Source organism: Comamonas odontotermitis (genome assembly GCF_014207855.1).
In the GTDB taxonomy this organism is placed as follows: Bacteria; Pseudomonadota; Gammaproteobacteria; order Burkholderiales; family Burkholderiaceae_C; genus Comamonas; species Comamonas odontotermitis_A.
This window is the reverse complement of record NZ_JACHKZ010000005.1, coordinates 21,484-41,563: the sequence shown is the minus strand read 5'-3', so window position 1 is coordinate 41,563 and position 20,080 is coordinate 21,484. Positions and strand designations below refer to the sequence as shown.

Genomic DNA, 20,080 nt, shown 5'->3' with positions numbered 1-20,080 from the left:
GGGCCTTGTTCTCGCGTGTTCTCCTGGCGGAGCACCTGCTTACTTGATGGTCTTCAGGCGCTTTTCCAGGTCTTCGGCACCAATGGCGCCGGGGACGCGCGAGCCGTCGGCAAAGAAGATGGTGGGCGTGCCGGTGATCTTGTACTTGCGGCCAAATTCCATGTTGCGCTGCAGGGCCGTTACGTCGCAACTGGCGGCGGCGGCAGGGGCTTCGGTGCCCTTGAGCATGTGGCTGGCCCATTCCTTGGCCGAGTCTTTGGCGCACCAGATGTTGCGCGATTTTTCGACCGAATCGGGGCTCAGGATGGGGTAGAGGAAGGTGTAGACCGTCACGTCCTTGACGTTCTGCAGGTCCTTTTCAAAGCGCTTGCAGTAGCCGCAGTTCGGGTCTTCAAATACGGCAATCTTGCGCGAGCCATTGCCCTTGACGGTCTTGATCGCGTCTTTCAGGTTCAGGCTGTTGAAATCCACTGCCGTGAGCTTGTTGATGCGGTCTTCGGTGAGGTTGCGGTGGGCCTGGGTGTCGATCAGCTCGCCTTGGATCAGGTAGTTGCCCTTGGCATCGCTGTAGAACACATCGGTGCCAATGCGCACTTCGTACAGGCCCTGCATGGGCGTGGCGCTGACTTCTTCAATCTTTTGCAACTGGGGAATGCGTTCTGCCAGAGTCTTGCGGATGACGTCTTCTTGCGCGCTGGCGCTGAAACTGGCCGCCATGGCAGCACTGGCCAACACGGTAGAGAGAAATCGCATGAGAGTCTTTCTTTAAGTTCAAACAATCCAAAGGCCCGGATGAGCGGGCCAACACAGGTTTGTACCGCAAGTGCGCTAAAAGTTCACACCCATGGCCTGACGGGTGACCCAGGCCTTGAGCGGGCCACTGTGCTCAAAGCCGCTCATGCCCCAGTTGCGCAGGTTGGCCAGTGGCAGTTCAGCCCGTGTAAACAATTGTTGGATACCGTCCATGGCCAGGCCAATGGGCGCCAGGCGCGCCTTGCGCTCACGTTCGTAGCGGCGCAGCAGGCGCAGATCGCCCAGGTGGCGCCAGCGGGCGTCTTCGCCAGTCAGCAGCCGTGCAAGCGCCGCCACATCGGCCATGCCCAGGTTCAGGCCCTGGCCCGCCAGCGGGTGCACGGCATGGGCGCTGTCTCCGGCCAGCACCCAGCTGGCGGGCTCGCGCAGGGCATCGCTGCCGGGCATGGGGCCGCACCATTGGCGCGCCACCGATTGCTGCAGGGGCCAGGCGGCGCGCTCGGCCACCACCGTGAGGCGCCCCAGCGCTCCCTGGCTGGCTGATTGCAGCGCGTCGGCAAATTCGGTATCGGTCAGCGCCTTGAGGGCGGGCACCTGCTTTTCGGGCAGCGACCAGACCACGGCGACTTCGCTGGCGCCCACACCGCCCAGCGGCAAGAAGGCCAGGATGTCGCCTGCTGGCGAGAACCACTGGCGTGCGGCCTGGCCATGCAGCACTTCGCACTGGGCGCGGGTGGCAATGGCCGTCTGGTGGTAGGGCATGGTGGCAAATTCGACGCCAAACTCTTCGCGGGTACGGCTGTGCTTGCCTTCGCACACCACCGTGAGGCTCGCGTTCACCGGGCTTGCCACCACTTCCACCATGGGCTGGTAGCGCACGGCGGCGGCGAGCTGGGCTTCCAGCGCGGGTACGTCCACGATCCAGTTGAGGGCATCGACGCCTTGGCGTTCGGCTTCAAAATGCACTTCGCCGCCCGCATCGCCATACACATCCATGCGGGTGACGGGGGTGGCGTAGGCGCTTTCGGGCCAGCTGCGCACCGATTGCAGCACTTCGCGCGAGAGCTGGTTGAGCGCATAGGCCCGCACATCGCCATGGCCGCTGTTGCCGGGCGAGGGCGCGGTATCGACCAGCGCGACACGCATGCGCTCGCGCGCCAGCAGCAAGGCCAGGCTGCGGCCCACAATGCCGGCGCCGCGGATACAAACATCGAATTCAGAAGCCATAGGCGGACTATTGTAGTAGGCGTGGAGCGCGGACCATTTACTCGTTACAGTGTGGTTTGCCAAGAATCAAACAAGAGTACGACCATGGTAGACACCGATTTCTTCGACGTGACCGGCCAGATTGGCCAGTTGTGGATCTTCCCGATCAAGTCCTGCGCGGGTATTGCGGTGCAAAGTGCGCGCCTGCTACCCACGGGCCTGGAGCACGACCGCGCCTTCATGCTGGTGGATGCGCGGGGTGAATTCATCACGCAGCGCGAGATCGCCCGCATGGTGCTGGTGCAGCCTGCAATCGAAGGCGGCGTGATGACGGTGACGGCCCCTGGCATGGCGCCCTTGACCGTGGACATGGCGTTCACCGGCCCTGAGCGCAGGGTGCGTGTGTGGGACGACCATGTGCCCGCGCTGCAGGCGCCAGACGCCATCAACGCCTGGTTCAGCCAGTTTCTGCAGAAGGAATGCTCGCTGGTGCGCATGGCGCCGCAGGCGCAGCGCCTGGCCAGCAAGAAGTGGACGCGCGGCGCCGATGCGCCCACGCAGTTTGCCGATGGTTATCCAATCCTGGTGGTCAGCCAGGCCTCGGTGGATGAGCTGAACGAGCGGTTGACGCAGGGCGGCCACACTGTGGTGGTGGCCCACCGCTTTCGCGCCAACATTGTGGTGCAGGGCTTTCAGTCGCACGACGAAGACCGCATCGAGGCGCTGGCGGTGCACCAGGGCGAGGCGGACAGCCGCCAGTGGCTGGATTTGCCGCTGGTCAAGCCCTGCGCGCGTTGCCCCATCCCGGATATCGACCCGGCCACATCGCAAAGCGGCACCAGTGTGACCGACACCTTGCAGACCTACCGCCATGACGACCGGCTCGATGGCGCTGTCACCTTTGGCATGAATGCCATCGTGCCTGCGGGCGCGGGCGGCCTGCTGCGGGTGGGCGACCGGGTAGGCGGCGCGCTGCAGTTTGATTGAGCATCGGATTTACTGAGAAAACAATTGCAGCGGCCAGAGGGGGAGCGCCTGTTGCTATTGTTTTTGAGTTGACGCAGCTTACGCTGCAGATGGCGGTGAACGGGCTGAATATGCCCCGGTGCCGCCCGCAAAACCGCTTCGGCTTAAAATACCGGGTTTGTCCGAAAGAATAGAGAAAGCACTGCCATGAGCCTCAAATGCGGCATCGTCGGTTTGCCAAACGTTGGCAAGTCCACCCTTTTTAATGCGTTGACCAAGGCTGGAATTGCCGCCGAGAACTATCCTTTCTGCACCATCGAACCCAATACCGGCGTGGTGGAGGTTCCCGATCCGCGCTTGGACGAGCTGTCCAAGATCGTCGAGCCCGAGCGTGTCGTTCCCGCCATCGTGGAGTTTGTGGACATTGCAGGCCTCGTGGCTGGCGCCTCCAAGGGCGAAGGCCTGGGCAACCAGTTCCTGGCCCACATCCGCGAAACCGATGCCATCGTGAACGTGGTGCGCTGCTTTGAAGATCCCAACGTGATCCACGTGGCCAACAAGGTCGATCCGATTGCCGATATCGAAGTCATCCAGACCGAGCTGTGCCTGGCCGACCTCGCCACCGTCGAAAAAGCGCTCAACCGCTACAGCAAGGCCGCCAAGTCGGGCAACGACAAGGAGGCGGCCAAGCTGGTCTCGCTGCTCACGCCCATCCAGGCCGTACTCAACGAAGGCAAGCCTGCCCGCATCGTGCCCGTGTCCAAGGAAGACGCACCGCTGCTCAAGCAGTTCTGCCTGATTACCGCCAAGCCTGCCATGTTTGTGGGCAACGTCAGCGAAGACGGTTTTGAAAACAACCCGTTGCTCGACAGCCTCAAGGCCTACGCCGAAGCCCAGGGCGCGCCCGTGGTGGCCATCTGCGCCAAGATCGAGGCCGAAATGTCGGAAATGAGCGACGAAGACCGCGACATGTTCCTCGAAGAAATGGGCCTGGAAGAGCCCGGCCTCAACCGCCTGATCCGCGCGGGCTTCAAGCTGCTGGGCCTGCAGACCTACTTCACGGCAGGGGTGAAGGAAGTGCGCGCCTGGACCGTGCCCGTGGGCGCCACCGCCCCGCAGGCTGCTGGCGTGATCCACGGCGACTTCGAGCGCGGCTTCATCCGTGCGCAGACCATCTCGTTTGACGACTACATCCAGTTCAAGGGTGAACAGGGCGCCAAGGAAGCGGGCAAGATGCGCGCCGAAGGCAAGGAATACATCGTCAAGGACGGCGATGTGCTGAACTTCCTGTTCAATGTTTGATTGACCCCGTTGTTGGATTGCCAGCGTGTTGCCCATGCGCTGGCAGCGCAAAAACTGCCCCAGCCCGCTGCATTGCCAGCGGGCTTTTTTGTTGCCGGATAGCGCGGCGCAATGCCGCTGCAAGCCGTTATAAGATAGCCGTTAATCGCGCGCAGCGGAGCCTGATCGCAACCTCCGCGACCTCTGCGCCATCGCGCGGTCCGAGCCATCCCAACGAATTCCTCAGAAAGTATTGCCTGGTGACCCCATCCGCCGCCGCCATGAATGCCTTTGCCTCCACTGCGCTGAGCGCTGCCGAGCGGGAGCAGCATTCGGTGCAGGCCGATCTGGTGGCGGTGCTGGTGGCGGTGACGGGCGGCCAGCCGCGCATTCTGACGACGCAAGGCGGAGACGCCCTGCCTGCGGGGCCGTTCACCGCCAACCACCGCTCGCTGCAGGCCAGCCTGCGGGCCTGGGTGGAGACGCAGACCCACCACCCGCTGGGTTTTGTCGAGCAGCTCTACACCTTTGCCGACCGCGACCGCTCGCAAGAGGTGGGCATGCGCGCCATCTCGATCAGCTACCTGGCGCTCACGCGCGAGCTGGATAATGCGGGGGATGCCCAGCCGGGCTGGCAGGACTGGTACCGCTATTTCCCCTGGGAAGACTGGCGCAACGGCGCGCCCGCCCTTCTCAGCCAGTGCATTGCGCCCGCCTTGCGCGCATGGAGCGATGGCGCTCCTGAAAAAGTAGCTGCAAGCGCTCGATGGGAGCGCGTCAGTGTCACTTTTGGCCTGGAGGGCTGCGATTGGAACGAAGAGCTGGTGCTGCAGCGCTACGAGTTGCTGTTTGAAGCTGGCCTGGTGGCCGAAGCCCGGCGTGACGGCGTGGCAGCCTCCGCAGACCGCCCACTGCTGGGCCTTGCCATGCGCAACGACCACCGCCGCATTCTGGCCACCGGCATGGCGCGCCTGCGGGCCAAGATCAAGTACCGCCCCGTGGTTTATGAGCTGATGGCGGACAGTTTTTCGCTGCTGCAACTGCAGCAGACGGTGGAAGCCCTGGCCGGGCGCAGCCTGCACAAGCAGAACTTTCGCCGCCTGATCGAGCAGCAGGCCCTGGTGGAAGACACCGGCCACATGAGCACGGCGGGCGCGGGCCGGCCCGCCAAGTTGTTCCGCTTTCGCCGCAATGTGCTGATGGAACGGGCCATTGCCGGCAACAAGCTGCCTCTGGCGCGCAGCTGATCATTGTTTATTCAGAAAAGATAGCTGCGGAAGCCATATTTCACTGCCATTTTCGAACCAGCGCTGCAGGTTGGTGCTGTAGACGCCCGCCCGCAGTTGCCAGAAATGGTCTTCCGCAAGGTGTTGCTTGGGATACGTTCAAAGGGTCAAGCCTTGACAATATTTATGCTCATATTTAGCATAAATAAGTGCGCAACGAGCAAGACTCGCTGTGCCCCTTTTTTACCCTTTAAATACTCAAAATGAGCATTAATGAGATTGCCGCACTGCCGGTTCCCCCTTTGCCCGATGTGATGCTGGAGCCGCTGGTGCGCATGGCCTTGCTCGAAGACCTGGGCCGCGCTGGCGATCTGACGACGGACACCATCGTGCCCGCCGATGCCAAGGACAGCCTGCGCCTCGTGGCGCGGCAAGAGGGTGTATTGGCGGGGCTGGATCTGGCGCGGCTGGCCTTTCATCTGCTCGACAGCGGCCTGCTGTTCGAGCCGCTGTGCGGCGATGGCACGGTGCTGGCGCCGGGCATGGAGATCGCCCGCATCAGCGGCAAGAGCCGCGCCATTCTGACGGCCGAACGCACGGCGCTGAACTACCTGTGCCACCTGAGCGGCGTGGCCAGCGCCACCCACTCGATCGCCCAGGCGATTCGGCCCTACGGCACGCGGGTCACCTGCACGCGCAAGACCATGCCGGGCCTGCGCGCGCTGCAGAAGTACGCGGTGCGCGTGGGTGGTGGCAGCAATCACCGCTTTGGTCTGGACGATGCTGTGCTCATCAAGGACAACCACATTGCCCTGGCAGGCGATGTGGCCACCGCCGTGGGCCGCGCCCGGGCGGGCGTGGGCCATATGGTGAAGATCGAGCTGGAAGTGGACACACTCGCGCAGCTGGAATCCGCCCTGCAGCTGGGCGTTGACGTAGTGCTGCTGGACAACATGGACCTGGAGACGCTGCGCACGGCCGTGGCCATGTGCAAAGGCAAGGCGGTGACCGAGGCCTCGGGCCGCATCACGCCCGAGACAGCGCCGCAAATTGCTGCGACCGGGGTGGACCAGATTGCCGTGGGTTGGCTGACGCACAGCGCCAAGGTGCTGGATATCGGCCTTGATGCCTGAACCTGCCGCAGTGCGGCACATACACCTTGCAAGGAGGCGCACCATGCCCCAATTTCCCAAACGCATTTCCTGGTGGTGGGTTGCAGCCGCCACCGTGGCCTGCATGGCTGCGGGCCTGTGGCTGGGCGGCAGCACCATGGCGGCAGCCCGTTTTGACAGGCCGATCACCATCGTCGTGACCTTTCCGCCCGGTGGAGGCACCGATCTGCTGGCGCGCAAGCTGGGCGCCGCATTGCAGCAGCGCATTGGCCAGAGCGTGGTGGTAGAAAACCGGCCCGGTGCCAGCGGCAACATCGGCGCGCGCCATGTGGCCGAAGCGGCGGGAGACGGCGCCACATTGTTGATGGTCAACAGCTCGTTCGCCATCAACCCGGCGGTTTACCAGCAGCTCGATTTTGACCCGCGACAAGATTTCAAGGCAGTCTTCAACGTGGGCACGATTGCCTCGGTGCTGGTGGTGCCGCAGGCAAGCGCGCTGCACAGCCTGGCCGACGCGCGGGCCGCAGCGCAATTGCAGGATCTGCCGTTTGCATCGTGCGGCAACGGCACGCCGCAGCACATGGCTGGCGAAATGCTGGCGCAGGCCGCGCAAATGCATTTGCAGCATGTGCCCTACAAGGGCTGCGGGCCAGCCATTACGGCACTGGCTGCAGGCCAAGTGCCTCTGGGTGTGGTGACGGCCAGCAGCGCTGCGCCGCTGATCGAGGCGGGCCGTGTGCGTGCCATTGCCATCACCGCGCCCCAGCGCCTTGCGCAGTGGCCGCAGGTGCCCACGGTGGCCGAGCAAGGGGCTGCCGGTTTTGCTGTCGAACAGTGGCACGGCCTGCTCGCGCCCGCTGCTACCAGCGATGCCCTGGTGCAACGCATGCATGCCGTGCTGGCGCAGATTCTGGCTGAGCCCGCCATGCAGCAATCGCTGCGGGAACAAGGCTATACGCCAGTAACGCAAAGCGCGGCGCAGTTTGGCGAGGTCATTGCGGCCGATATCGACCGCTACGGTGCTGTGGCACGGCAGCTGCGCTTGCGGGTGGATTAGGCGGGCGCTGGCGCGGACGGCCTTTGTGGTGGGGCGAGGCTCGGTATCGCCATTCCTGCGCCATACGCCTGCAGTGTGTCATCCGTGTGGCATCTGGGCGGGTGGCCCCCAGCTGTTGCTGTTTGGTGCCATGCCTTTGCTGGCGCAGTAGAAGCCTGTACGCGCTCCCTATAATCCGCGGCAAATCAATCAAGGAAGCACGCACGCCGCGCGGTGCGTGCTGGTGGGCGGACGGGCCGGGCACGCTGGCTGCGGATGCGCGAAGGAGTTTTTTATGCGTTGGACCCCCTGGATGCATGGCCTGGTGGCCGCCGTGTGCACCGCACCGTTGATGGCCCATGCGGCCCGCCCCATGAATACAGACGATGCGCGGGTGGTGGACGACAAATCGTGCCAGCTGGAGAGCTGGGCCAAGCGCACGGATGGCCATACCGAACTGTGGGCACAGCCCGCCTGCAACTTCACGGGCAACCTGGAGGTGACGCTGGGCGGCGCCTGGACGCGCGAGGACGGCGGCATGCGACGCAGTGCGCAATTGATTCAGGGCAAGACGCTGTTCAAACCGCTGGAAACCAATGGCTGGGGCTATGGCCTGGCCGTTGGTGTGTCGCGCGACCCGCGCCCCGGTTCGGGCGGCGGCCACGATACCTATGCCTATGTGCCCGCCAGCTTTTCGTTTGCGGACGACCGGCTGGTGCTGCACACCAATGTGGGCTGGTTGCGGGAGCAGGGCACGCACAACAACCGCCTCACCTGGGGCCTGGGCTCCGAGACGCAGCTGTCGGACACCAACTGGCTGGTGGCAGAAACCTACCGCCAGGGCGTGGGCAAGCCGTATTACCAGGTGGGCCTGCGTCACTGGCTGGTGCCCGACCGGGTGCAGGTGGACGCCACCTACGGCAACCGCTTTGGCGGCGAAGGCGGTCACTGGGTATCCATCGGCCTGCGCCTGCTCTCGCCGAAGTTTCTGCCCTGATCAGCCGGTGAGCGAGCCTGCGGGCCAGAAGTGCAGGATGGTGGCGGTCATGACGAGGTAGCGCAGGAATTTGCCGATGGCCATATAGAAGACGCAGGGCCAGAACGGCAGGCGCAGCCAGCCTGCAATGGCGCAGATCGGATCGCCTACCACGGGCAGCCAGCTCAGCAGGCAGGCCTTGGCGCCAAACTTGCGCAGCCAGACGCGGGCGATGCGCTGGTGGCGGCTGCGCTGGTGCGGGGCCTGCGCAGGCGCGGCGGCGCTCTGCTGCTTGGGTTCGTGCCCGGGGTCTTGTGCATGGCGCAGGCTGCGTGCCTTGCGCCACGCCTTGTGGGCCAGCATGCCGGTCCACCAGCTGATGGCTCCGCCCAAGGTGTTGCCCGCCGTCGCCACCAGAATGGCCTGCCAGAACAGATCAGGGTTGAGCTGCAGCAGGCCTGCCACTGCGGGCTCGGACCCCAGCGGCAGCAGCGTTGCCGATACCAGCGCCACGATAAAGACGGTGCTGAGCCCGAACTGGGGCAGGGCCAGCCATTGCAGCAGTTGATGCATCCACACTTCCATGCGCGCCAGTGTAGCCCGCGGCTCTGGCGTGAGGGCTTTTCATGCAGCTGCGGCCCTGCAGCAAAAAAATATCAGGATGAATACGGTGTCAACCGGGTTGATTTGGTGCTTGCTGATTTTTTGAGCAGGTACAATCGCTCTCTTCCCCAAACCATCCAAGCTACGGCGCCCCTGTTTTTGGAGCGCGCTTTTGTCTTTTCCCCATGTCTGTGCGCATCGGTTCCTATCAATTGGCCAACAACGTGTTTGTGGCACCCATGGCGGGTGTGACGGACCGGCCCTTCCGCCAGCTGTGCAAGGCGCTGGGGGCGGGCTATGCGGTCAGCGAGATGGTGACGAGCCGCAAGGATCTATGGGACAGCTTGAAGACCAGCCGCCGCGCCAACCACGCGGGCGAGCCGGGGCCGATCTCGGTGCAGATTGCTGGCACCGATGCGCTCATGATGGCCGAGGCTGCGGTCTACAACATCGAGCGCGGCGCGCAGATCATCGACATCAACATGGGTTGCCCGGCCAAGAAGGTGTGCAACAAATGGGCGGGCTCGGCGCTGATGCAGAACGAGCCGTTGGCGGTGGAGATTGCTGCGGCGGTGGTGGAGGCGGCAGCGCCGTTCAAGGTGCCTGTCACCCTCAAGATGCGCACCGGCTGGAGCGATGAGCACAGGAACGCCATCACGCTGGCGCGGCAGTTCGAGCAGGTCGGCATCCAGATGCTGACCGTGCATGGCCGCACGCGCGAGCAGGGCTACAAAGGTTTTGCCGAGTACGACACGATCCGTGCCGTCAAGGCGGCTGTGGGCGTGCCCGTGGTGGCCAATGGCGATATCACCAGCCCCGAGAAGGCGCGCGATGTGCTTGCCTACACCGGTGCGGACGCCGTGATGGTGGGGCGGGCTGCCCAGGGGCGGCCCTGGATTTTTCGGGAGATCGTGCATTTCCTGCAGACGGGCGAACACCTGGCGCCGCCACTGGTGGCCGAGCTGCGCAGGCACCTGCTGGCGCATCTGCAGCACCACTACGCGCTGTACGGAGAGAGCACGGGTGTGCGTTCTGCGCGCAAGCACATCGCGTGGTACGTGCGCGATCTGCCCGGAGGGGACGCGTTTCGGCGCGAGATGAATCTAATAGAGAACAGCGCTGCGCAATGGCAGGCGGTGGCCGATTATCTGGATGCCCTGGGGCAGCAGATGGATCGCCTGCCTGCCAGCGGGGCAGCGCCAGGGGCCGGCGAGGGAGCCGATGCCCAAGCAACAACGAGTGATTGTGTATGAGCAAGACGACGATTGAGCAGTCCGTGCGCGAAAGCCTGCAGACGTATTTTCAGGATCTGGAGGGCGAAGTGCCAGACCGCGTGTACGAGATGGTAGTGCGCATGGTGGAGCGCCCCATGCTGGAAGTGGTGATGAACCACGCAGACAACAACCAGTCGCGCGCAGCCGAATGGCTGGGCCTGAACCGCAACACCCTGCGCAAGAAGCTGGTTGAGCACAAGATGCTTTGAAATCTATCAAATTTATAGCGGCTTGCGCAATCGGTGCAAGCGCTAGAGCCTGTTTTTATTTATAGAGTGATTGCCATGAAAGCACTGATTTCCGTTTCTGACAAGACCGGCATTGTGGAGTTTGCGCAGGCGCTGCACGGCCTGGGTGTGCAGCTGCTGTCCACCGGCGGCACGGCCAAGCTGCTGGCGGGCGTGGGCCTGCCGGTGACCGAGGTGGCCGAGGTGACCCAGTTCCCCGAGATGCTGGATGGCCGCGTCAAGACTTTGCACCCCAAGGTGCATGGCGGCCTGCTGGCGCGCCGCGAGTTGCCCGAGCACATGGCAGCGCTCCAGGAGCACGGCATCGAGACCATCGATCTGCTGGTGGTGAACCTCTATCCGTTCGAGGCCACCGTGGCCAAGGCGGGCTGCACGCTGGCCGATGCCATCGAGAACATCGACATTGGCGGCCCGGCCATGGTGCGCTCTGCCGCCAAGAACTGGAAGGACGTGGGCGTGGTCACGGCTGCCGACCAGTACGACGCCGTGCTGGCTGAGTTGAAGGGCGCGGGCAAGCTGTCCGACAAGCTGCGCTTTGCGCTGTCCGTGGCTGCCTTCAACCGCATCGCCCAGTACGATGGCGCGATCAGCGATTATTTGTCGAGCGTCAAGTTTGAAGAAGAGAAGCTGAGCGAAGCGTATGTGCCCGAGCGCGCGCTGTTCGCAGGCCAGAGCAATGGCCACTTCATCAAGGTGCAGGATCTGCGCTACGGCGAAAACAGCCACCAGCAGGCGGCGCTGTACCGTGATCTGTATCCCGCCCCTGGCTCGCTGGTGACCGGCGTGCAGTTGCAGGGCAAGGAGCTCTCGTACAACAACATCGCCGATGCCGATGCGGCCTGGGAATGCGTCAAGAGCTTTGACGTGCCCGCCTGCGTGATCGTCAAGCATGCCAACCCCTGCGGCGTGGCCATCGGCAAGGATGCGCACGAAGCCTACGCCAAGGCCTTCCAGACCGATCCTACCAGCGCATTTGGCGGCATCATCGCCTTCAACCGCACAGTGGACAAGGCTGCGGCCGAAGCCGTCTCCAAGCAGTTCGTCGAAGTGCTGATGGCGCCTGACTTCAGTGCCGAGGCGCTGGAAATCTTCAAGGCCAAGGTCAATGTGCGTCTGATGAAGATTGCCTTGCCAGCCGGCGGTGAGCGCGCCTGGGACCAGGGCCGCAACGCCGTCGAATCCAAGCGCGTGGGCTCGGGCCTGCTGCTGCAGACCGCTGACAACCATGAGCTGCAGCTGGCCGACCTGAAGGTCGTCACCGTCAAGCAGCCCACCCCTGAAGAGCTGAACGATCTGCTGTTTGCCTGGAAGGTGGCCAAGTACGTCAAGTCCAACGCCATCGTGTTCTGCAAGAGGGGCATGACCATGGGCGTGGGCGCGGGCCAGATGTCGCGCCTGGATTCGGCACGCATCGCCTCCATCAAGGCCGATGCCGCCAAGCTGTCGCTGCAGAACACCGTGGTGGCGAGCGATGCCTTCTTCCCGTTCCGCGACGGCCTGGACGTGGTGGTAGATGCGGGCGCAACCTGCGTGGCCCAGCCCGGTGGCTCCATGCGCGACCAGGAGGTGATCGACGCCGCCAATGAGCGCGGCGTGGCCATGGTGTTCACCGGCGTGCGCCACTTCAGGCACTGATTCATTGATTGATACCGGCCCCGCCAGCCAACCTTTCTGCGGGAAGGCTGGCCTCGCGGCGGGCAAGCGTGTCAATTGAGGCATCCATGAGCGATACACGAGAAGAGAGAGATGACCAACCCCGCCGCTCGCGCTGGTGGGGCGTTGCGATTGTGGGCTTTGCGCTGGTGGTGGGGCTGGGAATGTTCAACATCGGACGCCTGATCCTGCGGCCCAAGCCGGAGGTGGTGGCGGTCGAGCAAGCCATTGCGGCCAGCCCCGCACTGCAGCAAGGGCGCGATCTGGTGACGAAAAGCAGCGACTGCATGCGTTGCCACACCATGGATCTGGACGTGGTGGGCCCCGGTTTCATGACCATTGCCAAGCGCTACGGCGATCGGCCCGACGGGGTTCAGTACCTGGCGGGCAAAATCCGCGAAGGCAGCGTGGGGGAGTGGGGCCGCGTGGTGATGCCCCGCCATCCGCAAATTACCCAGGAGCAGGCCGAGCTGATGGCCGGGTGGTTGATGGCACTCAAGCCGTCAGCCAAGTCTGATACTGACAAGCGCTGAGACTTCGTCCGCCAGCCCAGCCCGCTGCATGCGGGCTTTTTGCTGCGTGGCAATCCATGCAGGAGGCAATGCCCGTACGGCAAGGGTGAAAAGCCTGTACTTTTGTAAAGCAAATCTGCGATACTGCGGCGCACCAGGGGCAACGATCGGGGCCCCGCCTGCAACGCAGAGAAACCAAAGGAGGATGCATGAACTTTCCCGAATACGCCGGTCACGGCGGTGGAGTGCCCGAGGCGCAGACCCGCGGCCAATTTATCAAGGCCGCCTACAGCTATCTGGCAGTCGCCGTGCTGCTGTTTGCCGTGCTGTCGTTTGGCCTGTATGCGAGCGGCGCATCGTTTGCCATGCTCAAGATGCTGGGCGCCAGCAAGTGGGCCTGGCTGGGCGTGATGGGGGCGTTCATGGTGGTGGGCTGGCTTGCCACCAATGCGGCTGACAATTCCGAAAGCAACAGCGTGCAGATGCTGGCGCTGGGTGGTTATGTGGTGGCGGAAGCCCTGATCTTCGCCCCCATGCTGGCCATGGCAAGCATCATCGCCCCAGGCGCCATTCAGGCTGCAGCCATTGCCACCCTGGCCTTGGTGGCGGGCCTCACCTTCACCGCTTTCACCAGCAAGACCGATTTCTCCTTCCTGGGCGGCTTTCTGAAGATTGGCGGTCTGGTGGCGATCGGCGTGATCATCGCGGGCGTGCTGTTTGGCTTCAAGTTGGGCGTGTGGTTCTCCGGCGCCATGATCCTGTTCGCTGGCGCCTGCGTGCTGTATGACACCTCGCAGATCATCCACCACTACCCCGCTGACCGTCCCGCAGGCGCTGCATTGCACCTGTTCGCATCGGTGGCGCTGCTGTTCTGGTATGTGCTGCGTCTGATCATGTCCCTCACCGGCAACGACGACTGAGCGGCGTTTTCTCCATGAACAAAGCCCCGGCGTGCCGGGGCTTTTGTTTTGCTCTCTTTTTGAGAGCTGGTGGCGCCTGTCAGGTAAGCGCCATGGCAGTTTTAAAGTGTTTTGAACACTTCGCGGGCGGCTTCGATGGTGGACGTGATGTCTGCATCGGTGTGCGCGCTGCTGACAAAACCTGCCTCGTACAGTGCGGGCGCAAAGTAGTGGCCGCGCGCGAGCATGCCGTGGAAGAATTTGTTGAACAGCGGCTTGTCGCTCTTCATCACCGCATCGTAGTTGCTGGGCAGCTCGGGCAGCAGGAAGAAGCCGAACAGGCCGCCCTGGTGGTCTACGCAGAAAGGAATGCCAGCGGCATCGGCCTCTGCCTTGATGCCTGCCATCAGCTTGCCGGTCTGCGCGTGCAGGCGTTCATGAAAGCCCGGCTGGCTGATCAGCTCCAGCGTCTTGAGGCCGCAGGCCGTGGCAATCGGGTTGCCCGAGAGGGTGCCCGCCTGGTAGACCGGGCCCAGGGGCGAGAGTTTTTCCATGATTTCGCGGCGCGCGCCGAAGGCGGCCATGGGCATGCCGCCGCCGATCACCTTGCCCATGACCGTGATGTCGGGCTGAAAGCCGGGGAGCTGCTGCGCGTAGATGCTTTGCGCGCCGCCCAGGGCCACGCGGAAACCCGTCATCACCTCGTCATAGATCATCAGCGCACCGTGCGCGTCGCACAGCTGACGGATGCGCAGGGTGAACTCAGGGGTGGCGCGCACGAAATTCATGTTGCCGGCAATCGGCTCCATCATCACGCAGGCGATCTGGCCCTCGTACTTGGCAAAGGCTTCTTCGAGCTGGGCGATGTCGTTGTACTCCAGTACAACGGTGTCCTGCACCACTTCGGCGGGCACGCCTGCGGACGAGGATGCGCCAAAGGTAGCCAGGCCCGAGCCTGCCTTGACCAGTAGCGCATCGGCATGGCCGTGGTAGCAGCCATTGAACTTGATGAGCTTGTTGCGGCCGGTGTAGCCCCGCGCCAGACGGATGGCGCTCATGCCGGCTTCGGTGCCGGAGCTCACCAGGCGCACCATCTCCATCGACGGAATGAGCCTGAGAATGGCCTCGGACAGTGCCACTTCGCGCTCGGTGGGGGCGCCGAAGGAAAAACCATCCAGCAAGGCGGCCTGCACGGCCTGCACCACATCGGCCTGACCATGGCCCAGGATCATCGGCCCCCAGGAGCCGATGTAGTCCACATACTGTTTGCCGTTGGCATCCCACAGATAGGCCCCTTGTGCGCGGGCAATAAAGGGCGGGGTGCCGCCCACGGCATTGAAGGCGCGCACGGGCGAGTTGACGCCGCCGGGAATCACCTGGCGTGCGCGTTCAAACAACTGGGCGTTTTTATCGATGGTCATAGCGTGTCAAAAGAGAGTTCGCCGGGTATTTTCGGCCAACAGGCTGGAGGGAAGGCGCTCAGATCAGAGAGGCGCCCCTGCATTGTGCGCTGCTTTGTACAGGGTGTCTTTGCGCCAGTCAGGGCGCATCGGCTGCTGGGCCAGCGTCTTCGTCGTCATCGGCATGTACCCAGAACAGGCGGTCCGGGATCGTCTTGCCCATGCCCGGGCGCAGGCCGCCTTCCAGGCACTTGTCGAGGTACGTCATGGCTTCTGCCGTGGCATCGCTCAGCGGAACCTCGGTGGCAAGCAGGGCGGTCAGTGCGGCGCTCAGGGTGTCGCCCGCGCCCAGATATTCGGTTTCAAACAGCTCAAACTCGCCGCTGCCATAAATGGTGTCGGGTGATGCGAGCACGTTTTCCACATGCTGGTCTTTGCGGGGTATGCCGGTGACCAGTACAAAGGGGACGGCATGCTCGGCCGCGGCGCGGGCAATGTCGCGCGGCGTGGGCGGGTGCTCGGAGGTGCGCTCCGGCAGCAGCCAGCGCCACAGCTGGCCGTAGGCGCCCACCAGCACGGTCACCTGCGGCAGCAGCAGCTCTTCATAGGCGTCCAGGTAATCCTCGATCAGCGCGCCGTCCCACCAGGCCATGCTGGAGACATAGGCCACCACGGGGATGTCCGGATAGTCATTGGTCACTTCCGCGCAAACCCGCACATTGCCGATCGAGCCCAGAAAGCCGATCTTGATGGCGCGGATAGGGATGTCCTGCAACACGGTCTGGGCCTGATGTTGCACTGCATCATCGGGCAGGGCATAAAAATCCAGGGTGTCCAGGGTGTCGCGCACCAGGGTGCCTGTCGCCACGGTGCAGGGGTGGCCCCCCATGGAGGCCACAGCCAGGCTGTCGCAATTGATACCGCCTGCGCCAATGGGATCGTTGGCGTTGATGCACAGAATGCTGACGGTGTCGATGGACGCGGCCAGCGTGCTTTCGCTGGCGGTGGATTCGGGCACAGTTGTCAAAGGAGATGTCATAGTCAAGAGGGTATGGCACAGTGCCGCAGGAACCACAACCATCGGTGTTGAAAAGCTACAATCGTTGCATTCTATTTAAAGGCTATGTAAGCTTTTCAAAATTAAGAGCAGGGGTGACGGGTCCAGTGTACGCGTTGTGGTGCAAAATGCGCCAAAACGGACGCCGTTCCGTCGAAAGAAAATCGCATCCATGCGATTCACATCTATGCGAGCCGGGTGGGAGGGGTGTTGTCAGCCTTTGCTGCCGTGTGCATTTGCATTTCACACTTTAGGTGAGGAGAGTGGCCGGTGACAGCATCCGCAGAAAATTTCAAGGTCTTGGTGGTTGACGATAGCAATACCATACGCCGCAGTGCCGAGATCTTCCTCAAGCAAGGTGGCTATGAGGTGCTGTTGGCGGAAGATGGCTTTGATGCACTCTCCAAGATCAACGATTTCAAGCCGGATATGGTGTTTTGCGACATCCTGATGCCCAAGCTTGATGGCTACCAGACCTGCGCCATCGTCAAGCGCAATGAATCCTTTGCTTCCACGCCCGTGGTCATGCTGTCGTCCAAGGACGGTGTGTTCGACAAGGCCCGGGGGCGCATGGTGGGCTGCGAAGACTACCTCACCAAACCATTTACCAAAGACCAATTGCTGGAAACCGTCGGACGCTTTGTCGCCGTGCGGTAAGGAGGGGCTGTGCCTATTCAAAAAGTTTTAATCGTCGACGACTCCAAGACCGAGTTGATGTTCTTGAGCGACCTGTTGATGCGTCACGGCATGGTGGTGCGCACGGCACAGAATTCGGACGAGGCGATGCAGCGTCTGGCAGAAGAGCGCCCTGACCTGATCCTGATGGACGTGGTGATGCCCGGGCAAAACGGCTTCCAGCTCACACGCTCGATCACGCGCAACCCGGACTATGCGGATATTCCGATCATCATGTGCACCAGCAAGAATCAGGAAACCGACCGCGTCTGGGGTATGCGCCAGGGCGCCCGCGGCTATGTGACCAAACCGGTGGACCCGGCCGAACTCAAGGCCAAGATCGAGGCATTGGGATAAGGCATGGCACAACGCGAAGACCTACGGGATCTGCAGGCTCGCCTGGCAGATCGTTTGAGCCAGGCGCGTACACAGACTGCTGTGGGCGCATCATGGCTGGCAGTCAAGATCAGCGACAAGAACTTCTTGCTGCCTCTGAGCCAATCCGGCGAAGTGGTGGGCTGGAGCGGCGTGGAGCCGGTTCCTTACACCAAGCCCTGGATGCTGGGAGTCACCAGCATCCGGGGCATTTTGTTGACGGTGGTTGACCTCGCTCGCATGCTGGGCCTGCCCATTGCCCGGAGCGAGCAGGTATTTGCCGAAGCCTCTGTGGTCGCACTCAATCCGATGATGGGCGTCAATGCGGCGCTTTTCGTGGAGCAGTTGGGGGGCCTGCGCGGCGTTGCCGATTTCCAGCATTCCAGCGACGCAGGCGATGCGGCGCCTGAATTCTTTGGTGCCCTCTACACCACAGCCAGCGGCGAACAATGGCAGGAGCTGAATCTGCAGTTGCTGGCCAATGCGCCTGACTTTCTCGACATCACGGCATAGCGCCGCCCGCCTGCCACCCTCTGACCATAACCACTCTGTATGTTTAGCAAACTTTTCAAACGCAAAGAAGATGCGGCAGCGCCAGAACCTGGTGTCAGCATTTTCCCGGATGGCGACCAGGTCATGCTGTCCGAAGGCTCCACCGGCGATGCCGTTGTGGCGCCAGCTGACTCAGCAATAGTCTCCAGCAACGAGTATATGGATCAGTTGGTGGAGGGCAGCACCAGTGGCGATGACCCCATCACCCTGCCCGTACTGGGAACTGCACCTGCGTCCAAGCACCAGAAAACGCTGCTGGCGGTCGTGATTGGCGGCCTGGTCGTGTTCTTTGCGCTGGCGGTGTGGGCCATTTTGCAGTCGCGTACGGTGACGGGGCAATTGTCTGCAACGGGGCAGGCGCTTACCCAGTCGCAACGGCTGGCCAAGGCGGTGGGTCAGGCGCTCAACGGCAATGAGCAGTCGTTTGCCGATGTGGCCGAGAGCTCGAGCATGCTCAAGCAGAACGTGCTGGGCCTGAAGTCGGGCGATGACGAACTGGGCATCAAGGCCTTGTCGGATTCGTACGCCGAGACGCTGGACCCTCTGGTGGAGGATGCCAACCGCACGGCGGCCAAGAGCGATGTGATCATCAAGCAAAAGGATGCGCTCATCTCCATGAGCAAAGCCTTGCAGGCCATCCACAGGAACACGCAGAATCTGCTGGAGTTGAGCGAGGCTGTCGTCAGCCTGAAGCTGCAGCAGGGGGCGCCGACGGCAGAAATCGCTGCATCCAGCCAGCTGACCATGCTGACACAGCGTATCGCCAAGTCTTCGAGCGATTTCCAGTCGGGCTCGGGTGCCAGTGCAGAAGCTGTTTTCCTGCTGGGCAAGGATTTGAACACCTTCAAGGAGCTGGTGAGCGGCCTGCTCAATGGCAGCGGCGAACTCCGCCTGGGCGCTGCGCGTGATGGCGCCGTGCGTGAAAAACTGCTGGCGCTCAGCACCCAATACGAGACCACCTTGAAAGACGGCTCGGCCGTGCTGGGCAACCTCAAGGGCATTTCGGAGGCACGCGAAGCCGAAGTATCGATCCAGTCGGCCAGCGAGCCAATGCGTCAGCGCCTCAATACCCTGCAGGCTGATTTGAACAGCGGCTCCAACCGGGTCTGGCTGTACCTGGTCGGCATTGTGCTGGCTGCTTTGCTGGTGGGCCTGGGTGGCTGGGGCCTGGTGCGCCTGCAGCTGATTGACTCTGCCAACCGCCGCCGCGCTGCGGAAATCCTGCAACAGGACGCCACGCGCCAGGAGCAGGAAGCCAAGCGTCTGAATGACGCCAACCAGGCAGCCATTCTGCGCTTGATGAACGAGCTGCAATCGGTGGCTGAAGGTGACCTGACGCAGGAAGCCACCGTGACCGAAGACATCACGGGCGCCATTGCCGACTCCGTGAACTACACCGTGGAAGAGTTGCGCATGCTGGTGGGCAGCGTGCAGAACACGGCCACCCGTGTGGCGCACACCACATCGACCGTCGATTCCACATCGACCGAACTGCTGGCGGCTTCGACCGAGCAGCTGCGCGAAATCCGCGAAACCGGCAAGTCCATTCTGGACATGGCAACGCGCATTAACCAGGTGTCCTCGCAGGCGCAGGAATCGGCTTCGGTGGCGCGCCAGTCGCTGCTGGCGGCGGAATCGGGCTTGAAGGCCGTGGAAAACTCCATCGGCGGCATGAACTCCATCCGCGACCAGATTCAGGATACCTCCAAGCGCATCAAGCGCCTGGGCGAGTCTTCGCAGGAAATTGGCGAAATCACGGATCTGATTTCGGACATTACCGAGCAGACCAACGTGCTGGCGCTCAATGCGGCCATTCAAGCCGCATCGGCCGGCGAAGCGGGCCGGGGCTTCTCGGTGGTGGCTGAAGAAGTGCAGCGTCTGGCGGAGCGCTCTGCAGATGCGACGCGCCAGATTTCTGTGCTGGTGAAGGCGATTCAGACCGACACGCAGGACGCCGTGGCCGCTATGGAACGCTCCACCCAGGGTGTGGTGGAAGGCGCTCGCCTGTCCGACAGCGCAGGTACTGCGCTGGCCGAGATTGACCGCGTGTCGCGTCGACTGGCGGAGCTGATTCTGCAGATTTCCCGCTCGGCATCGGATGAAGCTGTGCAGGCCAACGAAGTGGCCGAGAATATCCAGCATATTTTTGCAGTGACGGAGCAGACCAGTGATGGCACCCGCACTACGGCGCAGCAGGTGCGCGAACTGTCGCAGATGGCTGAGGAGCTGCGACAGTCCGTGGCGCGATTCAAGATTGCTTGACCGCGTCTGTTGTT

The 20,080-nt window shown here is 62.8% G+C and carries 20 protein-coding genes; 15 read left to right on the top strand and 5 right to left on the bottom strand.

Annotation, left to right across the window (positions count from 1 at the left end; genetic code table 11):
• Positions 1 to 39: 39 nt before the first annotated feature.
• Entirely contained in the window at positions 40 to 753 is a 714-nt protein-coding gene (locus HNP33_RS05590; RefSeq protein ID WP_184706167.1) for a DsbC family protein, read from the bottom strand.
• Positions 754 to 828: 75 nt separating this feature from the next.
• The gene (locus HNP33_RS05585; protein WP_184706165.1) at positions 829 to 1,980 is read right to left on the bottom strand and encodes an FAD-dependent monooxygenase; all 1,152 of its coding nucleotides are present in this window, start codon (positions 1,978 to 1,980) and stop codon (positions 829 to 831) included.
• 84 nt (positions 1,981 to 2,064) lie between these two features.
• Between HNP33_RS05585 and HNP33_RS05580 the strand changes: the two genes are divergently transcribed.
• The 6 genes from HNP33_RS05580 (at position 2,065) to HNP33_RS05555 (ending at position 8,577) form a co-directional block, all read left to right on the top strand.
• Positions 2,065 to 2,946, top strand: a complete 882-nt coding sequence (locus HNP33_RS05580) for an MOSC domain-containing protein (RefSeq protein WP_184706163.1) — start codon at positions 2,065 to 2,067, stop codon at positions 2,944 to 2,946.
• Positions 2,947 to 3,132: 186 nt separating this feature from the next.
• Positions 3,133 to 4,227: a redox-regulated ATPase YchF gene (gene ychF / locus HNP33_RS05575; RefSeq protein ID WP_184706161.1), complete on the top strand. Its 1,095-nt coding sequence runs from the start codon at positions 3,133 to 3,135 to the stop codon at positions 4,225 to 4,227.
• Positions 4,228 to 4,487: 260 nt separating this feature from the next.
• On the top strand, positions 4,488 to 5,453 hold the full coding sequence (locus HNP33_RS05570; RefSeq protein WP_184706469.1) for an NUDIX hydrolase: 966 nt from the start codon (positions 4,488 to 4,490) through the stop codon (positions 5,451 to 5,453).
• 242 nt (positions 5,454 to 5,695) lie between these two features.
• A complete protein-coding gene (gene nadC, locus HNP33_RS05565; RefSeq protein WP_184706159.1) occupies positions 5,696 to 6,565 on the top strand; it encodes a carboxylating nicotinate-nucleotide diphosphorylase in 870 nt (289 codons plus the stop codon).
• Positions 6,566 to 6,608: 43 nt separating this feature from the next.
• Positions 6,609 to 7,601 (top strand): tripartite tricarboxylate transporter substrate binding protein, encoded by a 993-nt coding sequence (locus HNP33_RS05560; protein WP_184706157.1) that lies wholly within the window; start codon positions 6,609 to 6,611, stop codon positions 7,599 to 7,601.
• A gap of 274 nt (positions 7,602 to 7,875) precedes the next feature.
• On the top strand, positions 7,876 to 8,577 hold the full coding sequence (locus HNP33_RS05555; RefSeq protein ID WP_221452001.1) for a hypothetical protein: 702 nt from the start codon (positions 7,876 to 7,878) through the stop codon (positions 8,575 to 8,577).
• Here HNP33_RS05555 and HNP33_RS05550 read toward each other — a convergent pair whose 3' ends face one another.
• Positions 8,578 to 9,129: a YqaA family protein gene (locus HNP33_RS05550; protein WP_184706155.1), complete on the bottom strand. Its 552-nt coding sequence runs from the start codon at positions 9,127 to 9,129 to the stop codon at positions 8,578 to 8,580.
• A gap of 215 nt (positions 9,130 to 9,344) precedes the next feature.
• Between HNP33_RS05550 and dusB the strand changes: the two genes are divergently transcribed.
• The 5 genes from dusB (at position 9,345) to HNP33_RS05525 (ending at position 13,766) form a co-directional block, all read left to right on the top strand.
• Entirely contained in the window at positions 9,345 to 10,412 is a 1,068-nt protein-coding gene (dusB, locus tag HNP33_RS05545) for a tRNA dihydrouridine synthase DusB (RefSeq protein ID WP_184706153.1), read from the top strand.
• Positions 10,409 to 10,642 (top strand): Fis family transcriptional regulator, encoded by a 234-nt coding sequence (locus HNP33_RS05540; protein ID WP_184706151.1) that lies wholly within the window; start codon positions 10,409 to 10,411, stop codon positions 10,640 to 10,642. The genes dusB and HNP33_RS05540 overlap by 4 nt, the downstream gene beginning before the upstream one ends.
• A gap of 75 nt (positions 10,643 to 10,717) precedes the next feature.
• Positions 10,718 to 12,316: a bifunctional phosphoribosylaminoimidazolecarboxamide formyltransferase/IMP cyclohydrolase gene (gene purH / locus HNP33_RS05535; protein ID WP_184706149.1), complete on the top strand. Its 1,599-nt coding sequence runs from the start codon at positions 10,718 to 10,720 to the stop codon at positions 12,314 to 12,316.
• Positions 12,317 to 12,402: 86 nt separating this feature from the next.
• Positions 12,403 to 12,867: a c-type cytochrome gene (locus tag HNP33_RS05530; RefSeq protein WP_184706147.1), complete on the top strand. Its 465-nt coding sequence runs from the start codon at positions 12,403 to 12,405 to the stop codon at positions 12,865 to 12,867.
• A 188-nt stretch (positions 12,868 to 13,055) separates the two neighbouring features.
• Positions 13,056 to 13,766, top strand: coding sequence for a Bax inhibitor-1 family protein (locus tag HNP33_RS05525; RefSeq protein WP_184706145.1), 711 nt, complete (start codon positions 13,056 to 13,058; stop codon positions 13,764 to 13,766).
• Between the two features lie 101 nt (positions 13,767 to 13,867).
• Here the strand turns inward: HNP33_RS05525 and hemL are convergent, their stop codons facing one another.
• On the bottom strand, positions 13,868 to 15,166 hold the full coding sequence (hemL, locus tag HNP33_RS05520; RefSeq protein ID WP_184706143.1) for a glutamate-1-semialdehyde 2,1-aminomutase: 1,299 nt from the start codon (positions 15,164 to 15,166) through the stop codon (positions 13,868 to 13,870).
• A gap of 118 nt (positions 15,167 to 15,284) precedes the next feature.
• Entirely contained in the window at positions 15,285 to 16,184 is a 900-nt protein-coding gene (gene thiD / locus HNP33_RS05515; protein ID WP_184706141.1) for a bifunctional hydroxymethylpyrimidine kinase/phosphomethylpyrimidine kinase, read from the bottom strand.
• Between the two features lie 288 nt (positions 16,185 to 16,472).
• On the opposite strand from thiD, the gene HNP33_RS05510 reads away from it, so the two are divergent.
• Genes HNP33_RS05510 through HNP33_RS05495 form a run of 4 tightly spaced genes read left to right on the top strand, consistent with a single transcriptional unit; the run spans position 16,473 to position 20,066 of the window.
• On the top strand, positions 16,473 to 16,859 hold the full coding sequence (locus HNP33_RS05510) for a response regulator (protein ID WP_184706139.1): 387 nt from the start codon (positions 16,473 to 16,475) through the stop codon (positions 16,857 to 16,859).
• Between the two features lie 9 nt (positions 16,860 to 16,868).
• Positions 16,869 to 17,234, top strand: coding sequence for a response regulator (locus HNP33_RS05505; RefSeq protein ID WP_263434665.1), 366 nt, complete (start codon positions 16,869 to 16,871; stop codon positions 17,232 to 17,234).
• Positions 17,235 to 17,237: 3 nt separating this feature from the next.
• Entirely contained in the window at positions 17,238 to 17,765 is a 528-nt protein-coding gene (locus HNP33_RS05500) for a chemotaxis protein CheW (protein WP_184706137.1), read from the top strand.
• A 39-nt stretch (positions 17,766 to 17,804) separates the two neighbouring features.
• Positions 17,805 to 20,066, top strand: coding sequence for a methyl-accepting chemotaxis protein (locus HNP33_RS05495; RefSeq protein ID WP_233464405.1), 2,262 nt, complete (start codon positions 17,805 to 17,807; stop codon positions 20,064 to 20,066).
• The last annotated feature ends 14 nt before the right edge of the window (positions 20,067 to 20,080 follow it).